The sequence below is a fragment of the Rhodovulum iodosum genome (genome assembly GCF_041020385.1).
GTDB classification, from domain to species: Bacteria; Pseudomonadota; Alphaproteobacteria; order Rhodobacterales; family Rhodobacteraceae; genus Rhodovulum; species Rhodovulum iodosum.
On sequence record NZ_JBEHHI010000001.1, the window covers coordinates 589,634 to 606,163 of the forward strand.

Below are 16,530 nucleotides of genomic sequence, written 5' to 3' on the forward strand. Positions count from 1 at the left end.
CTCAAACCTCGCGCAGCGCCAGCGCCAGCGCGGCCCCCGCCAGCGCCACCGCGGCAAAGACCGCCAGCGTGGCCGCCGGCCCGGCGACGGAGGCAAGCGCGCCGAAGGCGCCGGCCGCCAACAGCGCCACGCCCACCGTGGTATTGGCCACCGCCGTGTAGACCGCGCGGTTTTCCGACGGCGCCATGTCCACAAGGTAGGTCGACCGGCCCAGCCGCACGCCCTGGTAGGCCACCATAAGGCCGAACAGCATTGCCGGCGCGGCCCAGACCGTGCCCATCGTCCCCATCGCGTCCAGCACCACGGCGCCCGCGAGAAAGAGCGCGGCCACCGCGCCGGCACAGGCCAGCACCAAGCGGCTGGACCGGTCGGCCAGCCGCCCCCAGACGAAGGACGACGCAAACCCCGCCAGCGACGAGGCCAGCACCATCGCGCCCAGCGCGCCGAACCGGTCGTCGCCCGCCTGCCCGGCCAGCAGCACCAGGTAGGGCGGCGCCAGCGCCGTGGGCAGCAGCAGGATGCGCGCCATCACGAAGTGGCCCAGGCCCCGGTCGCGCCAGAGCAACGCGATCTGCGACAGGCCCACGCCGCCGCCGGGCTCTGCCGGGTCGTGCTCTTCCTCGATGGTCGAGAACACCGCGGCGGCCAGCAGCCACAGGGCCCCGGCCAGCCCGATGGCCAAGAAGACCAGCAGCAGACGGTCTACCGCGCCGCTCATCAGCAGGACCGCGAAAACCAGCACGCCTGCCGCCGCCACGCTGCCGGCCAGCCCGGTCGCGGTGCCCCGGCGCGCCTTGTCCACGGTCTTGCCCAACACGTCCTTGTAAGACACCGATGCGACCGAGCGGGCCACCGCCAGCACGGCCAGCGCCGCGACGATCAGCGCGCCCGCCGCCGCGCCCGACAACGTCAGCGCCGCCGCGAGGATCGCCAGCGCCGCCACCCCCTGCCCCGCCGAGCCGGCCACCCAGGCCCATTTGCGGCGGCCCATGGCGCGGATGCGCGGCGCGGTGAACAGCTGCGGCAGAAGTGCCCCCGCCTCGCGTACCGGCACGAGAAGGCCCACCAGCGCCGCCGGTGCGCCCAGCACGCCCATCAGCCAGCTGAGCACCAGCTTGGGGTCGATCAGCCCGTCGGCCACCTTGGTCATCGAGAGCGCGGTGGCGTGGCGCAGGAAATTGCGCGGCTCGGAAACCCGCGCGCCTTCGGAAATGTCCCGGGCAGGCGCGTCGCTATCCTGCACCAGCAGGTCGAAGGCGGCATCGGTCAGGCCGCTTTGGGAGAGGCGCATCGGCGAAACGGGCTCCTTGCTGTGGCGCGTACAACTTAAGCCCACGCGTCGCAAACGCCAGCGATGCGGGGACAAAACCGGGCGCGGCGAAATGCGCGCGCGCCGGCGGGCATTGCTGTCAAACAGCGGGCGCCGGTCGCGGACACGGCCGTTCCGGGCCTGCCATCGCGCCCCGGTCAGCAAGGCGGATCCGGTATTGATCCATCCCCCTGGGGGGGATATCAATGCCGCATGACACCACCCCGACCCCACGCCACCCACCCTGCCGTCATCGCCCGGCTCCTGCGGGCCGAGGGGCATTTGCGTGCGGTGATCTCCATGATCGAAGACGGCAAGCCCTGCCCCGATGTCGCGCAACAATTGCAGGCGGTGGAAAGTGCGGTCCGCAACGCCAAGCGGGCGCTGATCCACGATCACATGGACCATTGCCTCGACGCAGAGCATTCGCCCGCGGACCGCGACGAACTGAGGGCCATCGCCCGCTATCTGTGAGGCCGCCCATGCTGGAGATCCTGGCCGACCGCACCTACCGCCACCTCTTCGCCGCGCAGGTCGTGGCGCTTTTGGGCACGGGGCTGGCCACGGTCGCGCTGGGGCTCTTGGCGTATGATCTGGCGGGCGACGGGGCGGGCATGGTGCTGGGCACCGTCTTTACGATCAAGATGGTGGCCTATGTCTGCATCGCGCCCATCGCGGGCGCCTTCGCCGACCGGGTGCCGCGCCGCGCGCTGCTGGTCGCGCTCGATGCCATACGTGCCATGGCCGCGCTTTGCCTGCCGTTCGTCACCGAAATCTGGCAGGTCTACGCGCTGATCTTCGTGCTGCAATCGGCCTCGGCGGCGTTCACGCCGACCTTCCAGGCGACGATCCCGGACGTTCTGCCCGAAGAGGCGCGCTATACCCGTGCGCTGTCGCTGTCACGGCTGGCCTATGATCTGGAAAACATCGCCAGCCCCACGCTAGCCGCGCTGCTGCTGGCGCTGCTGTCCTACGATGCGCTGTTTCTGGGCACCGTCGCCGGGTTCGTCGCGTCGGCCGCGCTGGTCGTCTCGGTGCTGTTGCCCAGCCCGCAGCCGTCGGCGCCGCGGGGCATCTACGACCGCACCACCCGCGGCATCCGCATCTACCTGGCCACCCCGCGTCTGCGCGGGTTGCTGTCGCTGAACCTCGCGGCCGCCGCGGCGGGGGCGATGGTGCTGGTCAACACCGTGGTGCTGGTGCGCGGCGGGCTGGGGCTGGGCGAAAGCGCGGTCGCGTGGACCATGCTCGCCTTCGGGGCCGGGTCGATGCTGTCCGCGCTGGCGCTGCCGCGCCTGCTGGACCGGGTGCCCGACCGGCCGGTAATGCTGACCGGCGCGGCGGGGATGGTGGCCAGCCTTCTGGCGCTGGCGCTGATCGTGGCGCTTGCAGGTCTGTCCTGGCCGGCGCTGCTGGGGGCATGGCTGGCGGTGGGCATGGGCTATTCGGCGGTGCTGACGCCGTCGGGGCGGCTCTTGCGCCGCTCGGCCCGCCCCGAGGACCGGCCGGCGCTTTTCGCCGCGCAGTTCGCGCTCAGCCATGCGTGCTGGCTGGTCGCCTATCCCCTGTCCGGCCTGCTGATGACCCATGCGGGGGCGGGCGCGGCACTGGTCACCCTCGCCGGTCTGGCCGCGCTGGGGGTCGCCGCCGCTCGGCATCTCTGGCCTCCACACGACCCGCGCGAGGTCGAACACACGCACCCCGAATTGCCGCTCGACCACCCGCATCTGGACGGCGAGCGCCGCCACAGCCACACGTTCGTCATCGACGACGATCATCCGCGCTGGGCCCAAGGCTATTGAGCCGGGTCCGCGCGGTCTAATTCACGATGCCGAGAGACCGCGGCCCCGGCCGCAGCCCGGCGTTGAGCTTCCAGTCGGTGGAGGCTCTACAAGGATAAGGCTCGTCGGGGCAGCCAGCCCCAATCCGGAATATAGAGAACGGACCCCATGAAAAGATCACGCCAGACACTCGCCGCGCTTCTGCTGACCGCCGTCGCGGCCCCGGCGCTTGCCGGAGAGACCGCCATCCACGTGATGAAGACCCGCGGCTGCGGCTGCTGCGTGTCCTGGATGAAGCATCTGGACGCCAACGGATTTCGCGCCACCGGCGAGGACATGCCCGGCGGCGTTCTGGTGCGGCGCAAGATGGCGGCGGGGGTGCCGCCGGAAATGGTGTCGTGCCACACGGCGACCGTCGAGGGCTACGTCATCGAGGGCCACGTCCCCGCGGCCGATATCCGGCGCCTCTTGTCGGAGCGGCCCGAGGCCGTCGGGCTGTCGGTGCCGGATATGCCCTTCGGTTCGCCCGGCATGGGCCCCGAAAGCCGCCGCGAGGCCTACGACGTGCATCTGATCCGCCACGACGGCAGCACCGAGGTGTTTTCCAGCTACGAGGCGCGGTGATCGGCACCGCAAGGCCGCGCGCGATGCGACCGGCGCGCCCCGGCCGCCACCCGGCCGGGGCCGCCTTGTCGCAGGCAGGGCCTGCTTGACAGCCCGCCCCCGTCGGGCGACAGAAGGCGCATCACAACCCGCAACCGGGCGTTCCGTGGGCGCCGAACCGACGAGGAGGCCGACATGGCCCAGATTTCCCTCACCTTCCCCGATGGCAATGCGCGCAGCTACGAGGCCGGCATCACCGCCGCCGAGGTGGCCGCCGATATCTCGACCTCGCTCGCCAAGAAGGCCATCTCGGCCACGGTGAACGACAGGCACTGGGACCTGCAATGGCCCATCGCCGAGGATGCCGCGATCGCCATCCACACCATGAAGGACGACGACCAGGCGCTGGAACTGATCCGCCACGACCTGGCCCATATCATGGCCCGCGCGGTGCAGGAGATCTGGCCGGACGTGAAGGTCACCATCGGCCCCGTCATCGAAAAGGGCTGGTACTACGATTTCGACCGGGACGAGCCCTTTACCCCAGAAGACCTGGGCGAGATCGAGAAGAAGATGAAAGAGATCATCAACCGCCGCGATCCCGTCACGACCGATGTCTGGGAGCGCGAGCGCGCGGTAAAGTACTACGAGGCCAACAACGAGCCCTACAAGGTGGAACTGGTCGGCATGATCCCCGAGGATCAGCCGATCAGGATGTACTGGCACGGCCACTGGCAGGATCTCTGCCGCGGCCCGCACCTGCAACATACCGGCCAGGTGCCGGCGGATGCCTTCAAGCTGATGAAGGTGGCCGGCGCCTATTGGCGCGGCGACAGCGACCGGCCGATGCTGCAGCGCATCTATGGCGTGGCCTTCAAGACCCGGCAGGAGTTGAAGGATTACCTGACCTTCCTCGAAGAGGCGGAAAAGCGCGACCACCGGCGGCTGGGCCGCGAGATGGAGCTGTTTCACTTTCAGGAGGAAGCGCCGGGCATGGTGTTCTGGCACCCCAACGGCTGGACCATCTACCGCGAGATGCAGGACTACATGCGGCGCAAGCTGACCCGCGCCGGCTATCGCGAGATCAACACGCCCCAGGTCGTCGACCGCAAGCTTTGGGAAGCCTCCGGTCACTGGGACAAGTACCGCGAGAACATGTACATCACCGAGATCGACGAGGAGCACGCCAACGAAAAGCGCATCAACGCGCTGAAACCGATGAACTGCCCGTGCCACGTCCAGATCTTCAACCAGGGGATCAAGTCGTACCGCGACCTGCCGCTAAGGCTGGCCGAGTTCGGCTCGTGCCACCGGTATGAGGCGCATGGCGCCCTGCACGGGCTGATGCGGGTCAGGGGCTTTACCCAGGACGACGCGCATATCTTCTGCACCGAGGACCAGATCGAAGAGGAATGCGGGCGATTCATCCAGCTTTTGTCGGATGTCTACCGCGATGCCGGCTTTTCCAGCTTCGACATAAAGCTCTCGACCCGGCCCGAGGTGCGTATCGGCAGCGACGAGGTGTGGGACAAGGCGGAAAAGGCCCTTGAAAAGGCCATCCTGAGCGTGCGCAACGACTATGAGGTCGATCCGGGCGAAGGCGCGTTTTACGGGCCAAAGCTGGATTTCAAGCTGACCGACGCCATCGGGCGCGAATGGCAATGCGGCACCTTCCAGGCCGATTTCATGCTGCCCGAGCGGCTTGATGCCTCCTACATCGGGATGGACGGCGAAAAGCACCGTCCGGTGATGCTGCACCGCGCGATCCTGGGGTCTTTCGAACGGTTCATCGGCATCCTGATCGAGAACTATGCCGGCAAGCTGCCGTTCTGGCTGGCGCCGCGGCAGGTGGTGGTGGCCTCGATCGTGTCCGACGCCGACCCGTTCGTGGAGGAAGTCACCGAGCGGCTGATCGCGGCGGGCCTGCGCGCCGAGGCCGATACGCGCAACGAAAAGATCAACTACAAGGTGCGCGAGCATTCGGTGGGCAAGGTGCCGGTGATCCTGGCCATTGGCCAGAAAGAGGTCGCGGACCGCACCGTCACCCTGCGCCGGCTGGGCGAAAAGCAGACCCGCGTCGTGCCGCTGGACGAGGTGGTGGCGGCGTTGACCGCCGAAGCCACCCCGCCCGACATGGCCGCCTGAGCCATGGGCGGCACGCCCGACATGCCCCGGCTCGACATGGTCGAGAACGGCATCGTCGTGCCGCTCTTCCGGTATTTCCCGCCCAAAGTCGACCTGAAGCAAAAATCGGTCGTCCCCGGCAGCTTCGATGGCGGCGTCTACGATGCCGCCGGCCGGCGCCAGGAGATCGGCGACAACTGCTTTCTGAGCCACGAGAATGTCGGCCCCGAAGAGATCGAGCCCGCCAGCGCCGAGACCGAGTTGCCGGGTACATGGCTTTACCTGGGGCTGCTGCAGACCCACCATTTCGGCCATTTCGTCTCCGAGTCGCTGTCGCGCTTCTGGGCGGTGGACAAGGCCGAGGGGATCGACGGCGTCATCTATATCGGTCGCTACCCCAACCAGCCGCTGCGCCCCTATATCGCCCAGATCGCCGACTGGCTGGCGCCCGGCCTGCCGCAGCACCGCGTCAACGCCCGCACCCGGGTCGAACGCTTGATCGTACCGCGCGCGATGCGCTTTCCCCAGGGCTATCTTTCGGGCGAGGGCCCCAATCGCGCGTTTTTCCGCGACCGCGTCGATGCGCTGGGCCCGCCCGAGGCGCCGCAGCCCAAGCGCGTGTTCCTGTCGCGCTCGGCCCTGCCGCGCGAGGATCAGCAGGCGCGTTTCGTGCTGGAAAAGGCGTTCGACGACAACCTCGCCGCCGAAGGCTGGACGGTCGTCCACCCCCAGACCATGCCAATCCGCGACCAGTTGCGCCTTTACCGCGACGCCGACGACCTGATCTTCGCCGAAGGCTCGGCCTTTCACCTCTACGTTCTGGCCGCGCGGTCGGGGCAGCGGGTGTTCAACCTCTGGCGGCGCAAGCGCCGGCACCCGGTCTTTGCCCGGCAGCTGGACAGTTTCGCCGGTCTGCCGCTGTTGGGCGAGAGCCATGTGACACACATGTTCATGCGCCGCGACGCCCCCAACATGCCCGCGCGGGCACTCAGCCTCGTCGATTTCGCGGCCCTCGGGGCCGATCTGGAATCGCACGGCCTGATCACGGGGCGGAAGTGGCGGGTGCCGACCAAGGCCCAGATCCGTCGAGATATTGCAGAACAGTCGCGCGAGTTCGACACGGCCCATCCGGTCTAGCGCCCCGGAAACGCCGCATTGGGCCGCCTCAACCTACCGACATATAATGATTTTTCACGCCTGTGCGCTATCGTTGCACGGCGCGCAGGTCGGCCTTGCGTATATTTCAGACCGTCACACGGGCGTGCAACACCGCCCTGTGACTGGACGTTGAACGGCTCTGCCTGCTTCCTTCTCCACGTCGCCCAACGCGACTATTGGGAAAACCTAGGGAGAAAATTCGATGTCCACGACTGTCAAAACCCTCGCCGTTGCCGGCGCCGTTGCCGCCGCGCTCAGCGCCCATGGCACCGCCGCTCAGGCACAGGATCAGGAGCAGGTGAAGTGCTACGGCGTTTCGCTCGCCGGCGAGAACGATTGCGCCGCCGGCCCCGGCACCACCTGCGCGGGCACCTCGTCCGTCGACTATCAGGGCAACGCCTGGAAACTGGTGCCCGCCGGCACCTGCGAGACGATGGAACTGCCCGACGACCGCATGGGCTCGCTCGAACCGCTCGACCGCGACGTCCCCTCCTAAGCGACGCGCCCTGTCCCCGGCCGGTTCGGCCGGGGGCGTTTCGACCACAGGAGACACCCCATGCTCGACACGCGCCCAGATACCCTGCCCGCCCGCCCCGGCGTCGGCTTCAAGCCCCAGCATTTCGACGCGATCATGGCCGATCCCGGCCCCGTCGCCTGGCTTGAGGTGCATGCCGAAAACTACATGGGCGACGGTGGCCGACCGCTGGCGCAGCTTCGCGCGCTGGCCGAACGATTTCCGATCTCCGTCCACGGCGTGGGCCTGTCGATCGGCGGCGAGGGGCCGCTCGATGCAGATCATCTGGCCCGGCTCAAGCATCTCGTCGGGTGGCTGAATCCGACCAGCTTTTCCGAGCACCTGGCCTGGTCGACCCACGACACCCATTTCCTCAACGACCTGCTGCCCCTGCCTTACACCGAAGCGACGCTGACCCGCGTGGCCGCGCATATCGACCAGCTGCAAGAGACGATCGGCCGGCGGATGCTGCTGGAAAACCCCTCGACCTACCTGGCCTTCGCCGAGAGCGACATGCCCGAAACCGATTTCCTGGCCGAGATCGCCCGGCGCACGGGCTGCGGCCTGCTGCTCGACCTCAACAACGTCTTCGTGTCAGCCACCAACCAGCAGACCGACCCCGTGGCCTATATCGACGCGTTCCCGATGGCCGAGGTCGGCGAGATCCACCTCGGCGGCCATGACGAACAGCAAGACGATCACGGCGCGCCCCTGTTGATCGACAGCCACGGCGCCGAGGTGGTCGATCCGGTCTGGGCGCTTTACGCCCACACCCTGCATCGCGCCGGGCCCCGCCCGACGCTGATCGAATGGGATACCGACGTGCCCGACTGGCCGGTGCTGGCCGCCGAGGCGGGTCGGGCCGCGGCGCTTTCGACCCCGGTGGATGCTTGATGGTCCGGCAAGGCGAGTTCACCCAGGCGCTGCTCGACCCGTCCGCGGCGGTGCCCCCGGGGCTGACCGGCCCCGACGGGCGCCCGGCAGGCAAGCGCTTTGCCGTCTACCGCAACAACGTGGCGGTCAGCCTGACCAAGGCGCTGGAAACCGGCTTTCCGGTGGTGCGCAAACTGGTGGGCGACGACTTTTTCACGGCGATGGCGGGCGTTTTCCTGCGCTCCCACCCGCCGCGTTCGCCCCGGCTGACGCTTTACGGCGAGACGTTTCCGGCCTTTCTCGAAGGGTTCGGCCCGGCGCAGCGGCTGGTATACCTGCCGGACGTGGCGCGGCTGGAAATGGCGCTGCGCGAAAGCTATCACGCCGCCGACAGCGACCCCATCGCCCCCGATGCGCTGGCCGCGCTGCCGCCCGAGGCGCTGATGGGCGCGCGGCTGCACCTGGCGCCCGCGCTGCGCCTCATCCGGTCACGCTGGCCGGTGTTCGGCATCTGGCGAGCCAACACCGCGGCAGCGGCGCCCAAACCCGCCGCCGGCCCCGAGGACGTGCTGGTGGTCCGGCCGGGCTATGACCCGGTGCCGCTGCCGCTGCCGCCCGGCGGCGGAGGATTTGTCGCGGCCCTCATGCACGGCCGCCCGCTGGGAGAGGCCGTCGCGGCGGCGGAAGAGGAGTGTCAGGATTTCAACCTTTCCGCGGTCCTGCAAATCCTGCTGGACCATGCCGCGCTGGTTGATGTGACAGGCGAGGATGCGCCATGAATATGCTGATATCGTACAATAATCGTATTTCAACCTGGCTCAGCTCATGGCTGGCTCCGGCGGTGTTGCCGACGCTTGCGCGTTTCACTTTTGCGGCTACGCTGCTGGTCTATTTCTGGGCCTCGGCCCATACCAAGCTCGGCGACGGCCTGGGCGGCCTGATCATGCCCTCGCTCGGCGCCTACGCCCAGATCTTCCCGCGCGCCATGGAGGCGGCGAACTACGATGTCAGCCAGTTGGGCGCCTGGCACCGGGCGGTCGTGGTGGCGGGCACCGCCGCGGAATTCGTGCTGCCGCTCTTGCTGGTGCTGGGGCTGGCCACGCGGCTGGCGGCGCTGGGCATGATCGGCTTCGTCGTGGTGCAGACCCTGACCGACCTCATCGGCCACGGGGCACTGACCCAGCCCGAAACGCTGGGCGCGTGGTTCGACCGGATGCCGACGGCACCGATCCTGGACCAGCGCCTGATCTGGATCACCCTTTTGTCGGTGCCGCTGTTGCTGGGCGGCGGGCCGCTCTCGCTCGACCGGGTGATCGCGCGGCGGGCTCAGGCCTCGTCGGGCTGACGGGCGGCCAGCGCCAAAAGCCCGCCCAGACCGCACATCGCGATCGGGAACATGGTGAAGACGTTGAAACCGAAGCCCCAGAACATGCCGGCACAGGAGACCAGCATCAAGAGGCCCGCGGCGATGTTGCGCGCGCGTGCCATTGCCCCGCCGGCAATGGCGAGAATCGGCGAGACAAGCGAGACCGCGCGAACAAGGTCGGGGTTTTCGACCTGATGGGCCAGGTCGCCGAATTCGCCGAAATTGTCGATGAAGACCGTGTAGCCGTAGCCGAAAAAGCCCACGATCAACCCGATCACGCCGGCGATTACACCCAAGGTCAGGGCCGCGTTGCGCATCTGCGCCTCCTGTGTTTTCCGCCTCGCGATATAAGGGGCGGTCCGGGTTTATCCAAGCAGGGCCACTTGCACCTCCGGCCCCCATCCAAGGTAGAGGACCCCGTCCGCCTCGATCACCGGGCGTTTCATCAGCGCCGGATGCGCAGCCAGAAGCGCCGCCGGATCGGCGGCGCGGTCGGCCTCATCCAGCCCGCGCCAGGTGGTCGAGCGGCGGTTGACCAGCGCGTCGCCGAAGGTATCGCGAAAGCGCGTGATCTCGCCCGGCGGCAGCGGCGCGGCGCGGATGTCGTGAAAGGCGGGCGCATGGCCGGCCGCCTCCAGCGCCTTGAGCGCCTTGCGGCAAGTATCGCAGCTTTTCAGGCCGTAGATGCGCATCCCGTCCCCTTGGTCAGATAACTTCTGAGCGCCGCTAACCCAACTCAAAACTTGATTTCAAGCTGATTCGCACCCCAATCTTTGACCGTGACGGCAAGACGACTATGACGACCGCTCCTCGCTCGGGGCAGCCGGAAGACGTGGAAGACCTGGCTGTGACCGTGCCCGCCGCAATCCCGCGGGCGGGACAGAGCGAAGGAGAAACGGGCATGCCGACGGGCACCGTGAAATGGTTCAATACCACCAAGGGCTATGGCTTCATCGCACCCGACGACGGCGGCAAGGACGTGTTTGTGCACATCTCGGCGGTCGAACGCGCGGGGATGACCGGGCTGGCCGATAACCAGAAGGTTTCCTACGAAATGATCGAAGGCCGCGACGGCCGCCAATCGGCGGGCGACCTCAAGGCTATCTGACCGATCGGGCACCGCCGCTGCCGGCGGCGCCCGCGATCGACCGCATCCACATGCAACGGGCGGGCCGAAACTGCACCCGCCCCCCGAAAACCATTGCGGCGCCCGAGACCTGACGCGATGATCGGTTTAAAAACCGATGAGGCAAAACGGGCGGGAGCGATGGTAGACCTTCCGAGAATTGCGAGTCTGTGGATCGGCGGGCGGCTGTCGTGGCTGGAACAGCTCTGCCTGAAATCCTTTGCCGACGCGGGGCACGAGACCACGCTTTACAGCTATGGCCCGATCGAGAACGTGCCCGAGGGCGTCAAGACCGCCGACGCCGCCGATATCTTTCCCGCCGAGCCGATGTATCGCCACGCCCGCACCGGCAGCCCGGCGCTGCATGCCGACCTCTTCCGGCTGAAGTTGCTCAAGACAACCGACCAGGTCTGGGTCGATGCCGATATGTACTGTTACCGGCCGTTCGCCTATGACGGCCCCTATATCTTTGGCTGGGAAAAGCCCGGGCTGGTGTGTAACGCGGTGCTGGGCCTGCCGCCGGATTCGGAGACGCTGAACGGGCTCTTGGAGTTCTTCAAGGACGAATACGCCATCGCCCCGTGGCTGAAGGACTGGCAACAGGACGAGTTGCGCGCCGAGGCCGAGGCCGGCCGCCCGGTTCATATGACGGAGCAAAACTGGGGCTTTACCGGACCCGCCTCGGTAACCCATTTCCTGATCGAGACCGGCGAGATCGCCCATGCCCTGCCCGAGGCCGCCTTTTACCCGGTCAGATTCAAAAAGCGGAACCACCTGATCATCAGCCGCTTCGACCCCGAGCGCGACGATTTCACCGATGAGACGCGGGGCGTTCATTTCTGGGCGCGGCGGATGAAGCCGCGGCTGGAAGAGCAGGAAAACAACACGCCCCGCCGCGGCAGCTTCATGCACGGGCTGCTGAAAAAGCACGGTATCGACCCCGCAGCCGCACCGATCCCCGCCAAGATCGTGCAGCACAAGGCCCCGGTCGACGATCCGGAATTTCAGGCGAAGCTGGCGCTCGAGGCGCTCAGGGCCGATGCCTCGGCCGAGAGCCTGTCGCGCAAATACCTGGTCGAGCCGCGCTTCGTGAAGGACTGTGCAGAACGGCTGATCGCCGCGGCGCCCAAGATCTTTCGAGACGAGGCATGATGCCAGCGCCAGAGACAAAACCGACGGAGGGCAGAATGCAGATGGCCACCGACCCCGCGACGCTGGACCTTTCGATGTTCGGCCCCGCAGATATGGTCAACTTCGTCCTCCAACGATCCGAAATCGTCAGCGACGTGCCGAACTCGGGGCGGATCATCAAGGACTGGAGCTCCGGCGACACCGCCGCCATCGACCACATCGTGGCCGAGCGCGGCGCGCGCATCGCCCGCGACGCGGCAAGGGTGATCGGCGACGAGTTCTCGGAGCTGCGGCCGGTGCTGGACCGCGCCCCGCCCGGACGGATCGCCGATATCGGCTGCGGCTACGCGCTGTTCGACCTCTTCGCGGCGCGGGCCTATGGCTCCGATCTGTTGCTGATCGACATCGAGGAAAACGACCACCGTCATTTCGGCTTTAAATCCGAGGGCGCGGCCTATGCGGACCTCGCCCGCGCCCGCAGGTTCCTCACCGCGAACGGCGTGGCCGACGGGGCCATAGAAACGCTGAACCCGCGCGAAGCCGACGTTCTGACCTCCAGGCCGGTCGATCTCGCGGTCAGCTTTCTTTCCTGCGGGTTCCACTTCCCGGTCGACGTCTACATGCCCTATTTCCGCGAAAACGTCGCCAAGGGCGGGCGCATCCTGCTGGACGTAAGGATGAAAAGCTACGAGCCGCAGGCCGCGCGGCTGGCCGAGCTGGGGACGCTCAGCGTGCTGGACGAGACGCGCAAGAAGCGCCGCGTACTGGTCGAGAAGACCACATGACCGCCGCCGCGACGCGATTGGCGACAGATGCCGCCGCGCGGCCGGAGACGGCTCCGTTGGCCGCGGCACTTCCGTTTGGACCGGGGCGAGGCGCCACACCGCCGAACAGGCGGGCTTCGGGCGGTGCAATTCTTGCGATGGGGTGTCTTTTGACCAAAGAAATATGGGGCGCATCGTGAACCGGATTGCTGAGCCCAAAAAGGATTGCCCGGACTATGACGAGGTGATCGAGTGTCAGGGCGTCACCATGCCCTTTATCCCTCATATCGTCACGCCGAAGATCGAAAAGGCAATGCGCAACAATCGCTACGAGGGTGGCGAGGCAAAGACCCTGCGCGCCCTTGTTCGCCCCGGCGACCGCGTTCTGGAGCTTGGCGCCGGCATGGGGCTGTGCGCGTCGATCGCGGCATTGTCCGAGGGGGTGGAAGCGGTCGTCGCGGTCGAGGCCAACCCCGCGCTGATGCCGGTAATACGCGAGACGCTGCGGCTTAACGGGGCCGAACGCGCGGACCTGCGCTTTGGCGCGGTGGACCACGCTTCGGGCCCGTCCTGCCGCTTTTATCTGCGCCACAATTTCTGGGCCTCCACGATGGAGCCGGACTCGCGCCCCTATCACGAGGTGGTAGAGGTGCCGCGGCTGGGGTTGAACGACCTGCTAGACGAGGTGCGGCCGACGGTCTTGCAATGCGATATCGAGGGGGCGGAGCTTTCGCTTTTGTCCGACCCCGATGTCGATCTTTCCGGCATCAGACTGCTCATCCTCGAATTGCATCCCAAAGTGTATGGCGAAGAGGGCGTGGCGCGGCTGACCGGCACGCTTGCGGCGCGCGGGTTCTATCGTCAGACCGATACCTGGAACAGCTCAACCGTGCAGGTCTTCGCCCCGCAGGACGGTGTGCGACAGCCGCTGGAAGGGTCGCTGATGCCGACGCGCCGCTACCGCACCTGGCCGCTGCAAGAGCCCCGCGTCATGGTCGCAACCTGCATGAAGGACGAAGGGCCGTTCATTCTCGAATGGCTGGCTTGGCATCGGGCGGTCGGCGTGACCGACCTGGTCGTCTTTACCAATGACTGTAGCGATGGGTCGGCAGAACTGCTGGACCGGTTGGACGATCTGGGCGAGGTGACTCATCTGCCCAACCCGGCCCTTGCCGTCGAGGGCGACGCCCATTTCCAGCCGCGGGCGCTGCGCTACACGCATTACCTGCGGACGCTGCGTGATGCGGATTTCTTCATCTCGATGGATGTGGACGAGTTCATCAACATTCGTGACGGCGAGGGCCGGTTGACCGATCTTTTTGCCGAGGTGGGGCCGTTCGACGCAATTTCGATGAGCGAGTTGAACCACGGCTCGAACGCGCGGCGCGATTTCGAGAGGGGTTGGGTCACCGAGCAATTTCCGGCGCACCAGACCCCGAAGCCGGGCAAGCGCAAAGCGAAACGCGGCGTCAAGACGATCGTGCGGCTTTCTCCGCGCGTGGCGCGGCTGCGCAACCACCGCCCCGACTTCATGCCGCAGATCGGGCCGGTGCTTTGGCTGGACGGTTCCGGGCGTTACCTTTCCGAGTTGCAGCGCGATGACGAGGCCAACGGCGCGGATGCGCGCGACGCCTATGATCGGGTCGTGCTCGAACACTATCCCCTGCGGTCCCTGGGCAGCTACCTGATGAAGGCCCGCCGCGGCGATGTCGTGGTTGCCAACAAGTCCGTGTCGAACCGATATTGGCGGACGCGCAACCAGCATGCGTTCGCCACGTCCAGCTTCAACCCCGCACAGGTGGCGCGGGCAAAGGCCGAATATGCGCGGCTGATGGCGGACGAAAGGCTTGCGGCGCTGCACGAGGCTGCCTGCGACTTTCACGAGGCCTCGATTGAAGAAATACGTCGCTGGCCCGAGATGATCGAGCGCGAGCGCTGGATCTTCGAGAACGCCTGGCGCGAAGACGTGGCGGGCGAACAGCCGGCAGATGACGACCAGCCGGGCACCGCGGGCGGGTAACTGGCGCGATCACGAGGGGCGGTCAGGCCGGGCCGTCGGGCAGCAGCGGCACCCAGTCGGCGCCCATCGCCACGATGCAGCTTTGCCCGCCAGCGTAGCGCATCACCAGCGTCCAGTCGCCTGAGCGCGGGCTCGACCATAGCTCCATCACCTCGTCGGGTCCGCGCAGACCCACCCCCTGCAACACCGCGCCAAAGCGGTGTTTCAGCCGGGTTTCCATCTCGGCGCGGGGGGCGCAGACGATCTCGGCGATGGGCGAGGCCGCCTGGGCCGGGGTCCAGAGGGCGGCGGCGCAGGGCAAACAGACGGTCATGGCAAATCGGCACATGACCGCAATGTAACAGGTTTATGACGGTTTGGGGATAACCCCGCACCGCGCATTCTCGTTACCAGCCGAGGTCCTGGTAGCCGCTGTCATAGGGGGTCAGCACGTAGACCCGCCCCGAATAGTCGGCCGGCACCTGGTCGAGGCCGTCGACCACGTAGTACCGCCCCGGCGCGGGCCCGTCGCAGGCCACGCCGCAGCAGGTTTGCACCGGGTGCAGCCCCGCCGGGCAGGCGACGGCGCCGGAATAGGACGGCGCCGGGATGCTGTTGGGATCATGCGGTATCGTGTCGACTGCCAGCGCCGGGCCGGCACAGAGCAGCGACAGGGCGCCCGCAAGCGCGTGTCTGGAAACAATCATGTCTTTCCCCACCAAATGTCTTGCTGCTCGAAATTATATTTATTTCAAAGGGTTGCACGTTGCCCTGCCGCTGTCAAACCAATTGCGGCGAAAATGTGGCCTCAGCCGCTCCAGATCGCGCGGGTCGCCGCCACGCCGGCCCAGGCGGAAAACCCGGTCAGGAAGGTGCCCCAGACCACGTCGACCGCCACCATGCTGGGCGTCCAGGCCTTGAGCGTGGCGTAATTGGTGAACTCGTAGGTGCCATAGGCGAGCGCGCCGAAGAACGCGCCCATCAGCGCCGCCTGCATCGGCGCGCCGGCCTTCAGCGCGGGGCCCGAGACGAAGACCATGAGCCCCGCGATGTAGAAGAGGTAGAAGATGATGGCCGGAACGGCGCGGTAGCCGTCGAGCAGCAGTTCGTTGATGTGCCGGGCAAAGACGGGGCGGATGATCAGCCGCAGCCCGATCAGGTCGAGCCCGAAGAACACGATGGCGGTGATGACATAGGCGGTGACGATCTGCATGGGCCCTCCCTTTTCAAGGGAAAGGTGGCGGGCGCGGGCGCGAAGTCAAACCCGCAGGGCGTCTTCGGTCAGGGGGCAGGGCTGGCCGCCGTAAAACGCATCGAGGATCGCCTGGAATTCGGGGCCGCCCCCGGCGGCGCGAAAGAGCGTGGCCGAGGACCGCAGCTTGAGCGCGTCGATGGGGCCCATGATCTCTTCCGCCGTCATGCCCTCGTGGGCCAGCACGGCCTGCGCGGCACGGGTCAGGCGGGGGCCCAGCACCGGGTGGGCCAGGTAATCGCGCGCCTCGGCGAGGGTGTCGATGCCATAGCGTTTGGCCGTGGGCGAGCGGCCGAGGCTGGCCAGTTGCGGGAAGATGAACCACATCCAGTGGGTTTGCTTGTGGCCCGCCTGAAGCTCGGCCAACGCCGTTGGGAAGGTGGTGGACTGGGCGGTGAGGAAGCGGGTGAGGTTGGGCATGGGGGGAGGATAGCGGATCAACCGTGGGGCGTCATTCGGGTTGGACGGGGGCGGTCGGGCGGGAGTGGTGGGTTGGCACCCACCCTACGCTTGCTAACAACCGGAGCAAT

Annotated in this window: 20 protein-coding genes; 13 read left to right on the forward strand and 7 right to left on the reverse strand. The window is 67.2% G+C overall.

From position 1 onward, the window contains the following. Position 1 precedes the first annotated feature (1 nt). Positions 2-1,291, reverse strand: a complete 1,290-nt coding sequence (locus Ga0609869_RS02855) for an MFS transporter (RefSeq protein WP_125407983.1) — start codon at positions 1,289-1,291, stop codon at positions 2-4. Between the two features lie 231 nt (positions 1,292-1,522). On the opposite strand from Ga0609869_RS02855, the gene Ga0609869_RS02860 reads away from it, so the two are divergent. The 9 genes from Ga0609869_RS02860 (at position 1,523) to Ga0609869_RS02900 (ending at position 9,707) form a co-directional block, all read left to right on the forward strand. Further along, the gene (locus Ga0609869_RS02860; protein ID WP_125407981.1) at positions 1,523-1,783 is read left to right on the forward strand and encodes a metal-sensing transcriptional repressor; all 261 of its coding nucleotides are present in this window, start codon (positions 1,523-1,525) and stop codon (positions 1,781-1,783) included. An 8-nt stretch (positions 1,784-1,791) separates the two neighbouring features. Then, positions 1,792-3,111 (forward strand): MFS transporter, encoded by a 1,320-nt coding sequence (locus Ga0609869_RS02865; protein ID WP_125407979.1) that lies wholly within the window; start codon positions 1,792-1,794, stop codon positions 3,109-3,111. Between the two features lie 147 nt (positions 3,112-3,258). Further along, positions 3,259-3,714 carry a DUF411 domain-containing protein gene (locus Ga0609869_RS02870; protein ID WP_125407977.1) on the forward strand — a complete coding sequence of 152 codons (456 nt, stop codon included), beginning with the start codon at positions 3,259-3,261 and terminating at the stop codon, positions 3,712-3,714. A 174-nt stretch (positions 3,715-3,888) separates the two neighbouring features. Continuing rightward, the gene (gene thrS, locus Ga0609869_RS02875) at positions 3,889-5,838 is read left to right on the forward strand and encodes a threonine--tRNA ligase (RefSeq protein ID WP_125407975.1); all 1,950 of its coding nucleotides are present in this window, start codon (positions 3,889-3,891) and stop codon (positions 5,836-5,838) included. Positions 5,839-5,841: 3 nt separating this feature from the next. Beyond that, positions 5,842-6,954: a glycosyltransferase family 61 protein gene (locus Ga0609869_RS02880; protein ID WP_125407973.1), complete on the forward strand. Its 1,113-nt coding sequence runs from the start codon at positions 5,842-5,844 to the stop codon at positions 6,952-6,954. 223 nt (positions 6,955-7,177) lie between these two features. Then, on the forward strand, positions 7,178-7,471 hold the full coding sequence (locus tag Ga0609869_RS02885; protein WP_125407971.1) for a BufA1 family periplasmic bufferin-type metallophore: 294 nt from the start codon (positions 7,178-7,180) through the stop codon (positions 7,469-7,471). Between the two features lie 60 nt (positions 7,472-7,531). After that, complete coding sequence (gene bufB, locus Ga0609869_RS02890; RefSeq protein WP_125407969.1) at positions 7,532-8,383, forward strand: MNIO family bufferin maturase; 852 nt, start codon at positions 7,532-7,534, stop codon at positions 8,381-8,383. Beyond that, complete coding sequence (locus Ga0609869_RS02895; RefSeq protein ID WP_125407967.1) at positions 8,383-9,141, forward strand: HvfC/BufC N-terminal domain-containing protein; 759 nt, start codon at positions 8,383-8,385, stop codon at positions 9,139-9,141. The genes bufB and Ga0609869_RS02895 overlap by 1 nt, the downstream gene beginning before the upstream one ends. After that, positions 9,138-9,707, forward strand: coding sequence for a DoxX family membrane protein (locus Ga0609869_RS02900; protein ID WP_125407965.1), 570 nt, complete (start codon positions 9,138-9,140; stop codon positions 9,705-9,707). Before Ga0609869_RS02895 ends, Ga0609869_RS02900 begins: the two co-directional genes overlap by 4 nt. On the opposite strand, the gene Ga0609869_RS02905 is transcribed toward Ga0609869_RS02900, so the two are convergent. Both Ga0609869_RS02905 and Ga0609869_RS02910 read right to left on the reverse strand, forming a co-directional pair. After that, positions 9,689-10,045: a hypothetical protein gene (locus tag Ga0609869_RS02905; RefSeq protein WP_125407963.1), complete on the reverse strand. Its 357-nt coding sequence runs from the start codon at positions 10,043-10,045 to the stop codon at positions 9,689-9,691. The two genes, Ga0609869_RS02900 and Ga0609869_RS02905, sit on opposite strands and share 19 nt — an antisense overlap. A 48-nt stretch (positions 10,046-10,093) precedes the next feature. Then, complete coding sequence (locus tag Ga0609869_RS02910; protein WP_125407961.1) at positions 10,094-10,420, reverse strand: ArsC/Spx/MgsR family protein; 327 nt, start codon at positions 10,418-10,420, stop codon at positions 10,094-10,096. Positions 10,421-10,629: 209 nt separating this feature from the next. Between Ga0609869_RS02910 and Ga0609869_RS02915 the strand changes: the two genes are divergently transcribed. The 4 genes from Ga0609869_RS02915 to Ga0609869_RS02930 all read left to right on the forward strand — a co-directional run bounded on the left by Ga0609869_RS02915 (position 10,630) and on the right by Ga0609869_RS02930 (position 14,769). Beyond that, positions 10,630-10,836 carry a cold-shock protein gene (locus tag Ga0609869_RS02915; protein ID WP_125407959.1) on the forward strand — a complete coding sequence of 69 codons (207 nt, stop codon included), beginning with the start codon at positions 10,630-10,632 and terminating at the stop codon, positions 10,834-10,836. A 159-nt stretch (positions 10,837-10,995) separates the two neighbouring features. Beyond that, positions 10,996-12,006 carry a glycosyltransferase family 32 protein gene (locus tag Ga0609869_RS02920; RefSeq protein ID WP_125407957.1) on the forward strand — a complete coding sequence of 337 codons (1,011 nt, stop codon included), beginning with the start codon at positions 10,996-10,998 and terminating at the stop codon, positions 12,004-12,006. Between the two features lie 35 nt (positions 12,007-12,041). Continuing rightward, a complete protein-coding gene (locus tag Ga0609869_RS02925; RefSeq protein WP_125407955.1) occupies positions 12,042-12,770 on the forward strand; it encodes an SAM-dependent methyltransferase in 729 nt (242 codons plus the stop codon). Positions 12,771-12,945: 175 nt separating this feature from the next. Beyond that, positions 12,946-14,769, forward strand: a complete 1,824-nt coding sequence (locus Ga0609869_RS02930) for an FkbM family methyltransferase (protein ID WP_170168862.1) — start codon at positions 12,946-12,948, stop codon at positions 14,767-14,769. A 22-nt stretch (positions 14,770-14,791) separates the two neighbouring features. Here the strand turns inward: Ga0609869_RS02930 and Ga0609869_RS02935 are convergent, their stop codons facing one another. The 4 genes from Ga0609869_RS02935 to Ga0609869_RS02950 all read right to left on the reverse strand — a co-directional run bounded on the left by Ga0609869_RS02935 (position 14,792) and on the right by Ga0609869_RS02950 (position 16,420). Continuing rightward, positions 14,792-15,082, reverse strand: a complete 291-nt coding sequence (locus Ga0609869_RS02935; RefSeq protein WP_125407951.1) for a hypothetical protein — start codon at positions 15,080-15,082, stop codon at positions 14,792-14,794. A 73-nt stretch (positions 15,083-15,155) separates the two neighbouring features. Continuing rightward, on the reverse strand, positions 15,156-15,455 hold the full coding sequence (locus Ga0609869_RS02940; protein WP_125407949.1) for a hypothetical protein: 300 nt from the start codon (positions 15,453-15,455) through the stop codon (positions 15,156-15,158). Positions 15,456-15,556: 101 nt separating this feature from the next. Next, on the reverse strand, positions 15,557-15,961 hold the full coding sequence (locus Ga0609869_RS02945; protein WP_125407947.1) for a DUF2177 family protein: 405 nt from the start codon (positions 15,959-15,961) through the stop codon (positions 15,557-15,559). Positions 15,962-16,006: 45 nt separating this feature from the next. Beyond that, entirely contained in the window at positions 16,007-16,420 is a 414-nt protein-coding gene (locus tag Ga0609869_RS02950) for a DUF1810 domain-containing protein (protein WP_125407945.1), read from the reverse strand. Between the last annotated feature and the right edge of the window lie 110 nt (positions 16,421-16,530).

Coding starts and splice junctions, on each gene's coding strand:
- Ga0609869_RS02855 (WP_125407983.1), bottom strand. CDS start 1,291: ATGCGCCTCTCCCAAAGCGGCCTGACCGATGCCGCCTTCGACCTGCTG.
- Ga0609869_RS02860 (WP_125407981.1), top strand. CDS start 1,523: ATGACACCACCCCGACCCCACGCCACCCACCCTGCCGTCATCGCCCGG.
- Ga0609869_RS02865 (WP_125407979.1), top strand. CDS start 1,792: ATGCTGGAGATCCTGGCCGACCGCACCTACCGCCACCTCTTCGCCGCG.
- Ga0609869_RS02870 (WP_125407977.1), top strand. CDS start 3,259: ATGAAAAGATCACGCCAGACACTCGCCGCGCTTCTGCTGACCGCCGTC.
- thrS (WP_125407975.1), top strand. CDS start 3,889: ATGGCCCAGATTTCCCTCACCTTCCCCGATGGCAATGCGCGCAGCTAC.
- Ga0609869_RS02880 (WP_125407973.1), top strand. CDS start 5,842: ATGGGCGGCACGCCCGACATGCCCCGGCTCGACATGGTCGAGAACGGC.
- Ga0609869_RS02885 (WP_125407971.1), top strand. CDS start 7,178: ATGTCCACGACTGTCAAAACCCTCGCCGTTGCCGGCGCCGTTGCCGCC.
- bufB (WP_125407969.1), top strand. CDS start 7,532: ATGCTCGACACGCGCCCAGATACCCTGCCCGCCCGCCCCGGCGTCGGC.
- Ga0609869_RS02895 (WP_125407967.1), top strand. CDS start 8,383: ATGGTCCGGCAAGGCGAGTTCACCCAGGCGCTGCTCGACCCGTCCGCG.
- Ga0609869_RS02900 (WP_125407965.1), top strand. CDS start 9,138: ATGAATATGCTGATATCGTACAATAATCGTATTTCAACCTGGCTCAGC.
- Ga0609869_RS02905 (WP_125407963.1), bottom strand. CDS start 10,045: ATGCGCAACGCGGCCCTGACCTTGGGTGTAATCGCCGGCGTGATCGGG.
- Ga0609869_RS02910 (WP_125407961.1), bottom strand. CDS start 10,420: ATGCGCATCTACGGCCTGAAAAGCTGCGATACTTGCCGCAAGGCGCTC.
- Ga0609869_RS02915 (WP_125407959.1), top strand. CDS start 10,630: ATGCCGACGGGCACCGTGAAATGGTTCAATACCACCAAGGGCTATGGC.
- Ga0609869_RS02920 (WP_125407957.1), top strand. CDS start 10,996: ATGGTAGACCTTCCGAGAATTGCGAGTCTGTGGATCGGCGGGCGGCTG.
- Ga0609869_RS02925 (WP_125407955.1), top strand. CDS start 12,042: ATGCAGATGGCCACCGACCCCGCGACGCTGGACCTTTCGATGTTCGGC.
- Ga0609869_RS02935 (WP_125407951.1), bottom strand. CDS start 15,082: ATGACCGTCTGTTTGCCCTGCGCCGCCGCCCTCTGGACCCCGGCCCAG.
- Ga0609869_RS02940 (WP_125407949.1), bottom strand. CDS start 15,455: ATGATTGTTTCCAGACACGCGCTTGCGGGCGCCCTGTCGCTGCTCTGT.
- Ga0609869_RS02945 (WP_125407947.1), bottom strand. CDS start 15,961: ATGCAGATCGTCACCGCCTATGTCATCACCGCCATCGTGTTCTTCGGG.
- Ga0609869_RS02950 (WP_125407945.1), bottom strand. CDS start 16,420: ATGCCCAACCTCACCCGCTTCCTCACCGCCCAGTCCACCACCTTCCCA.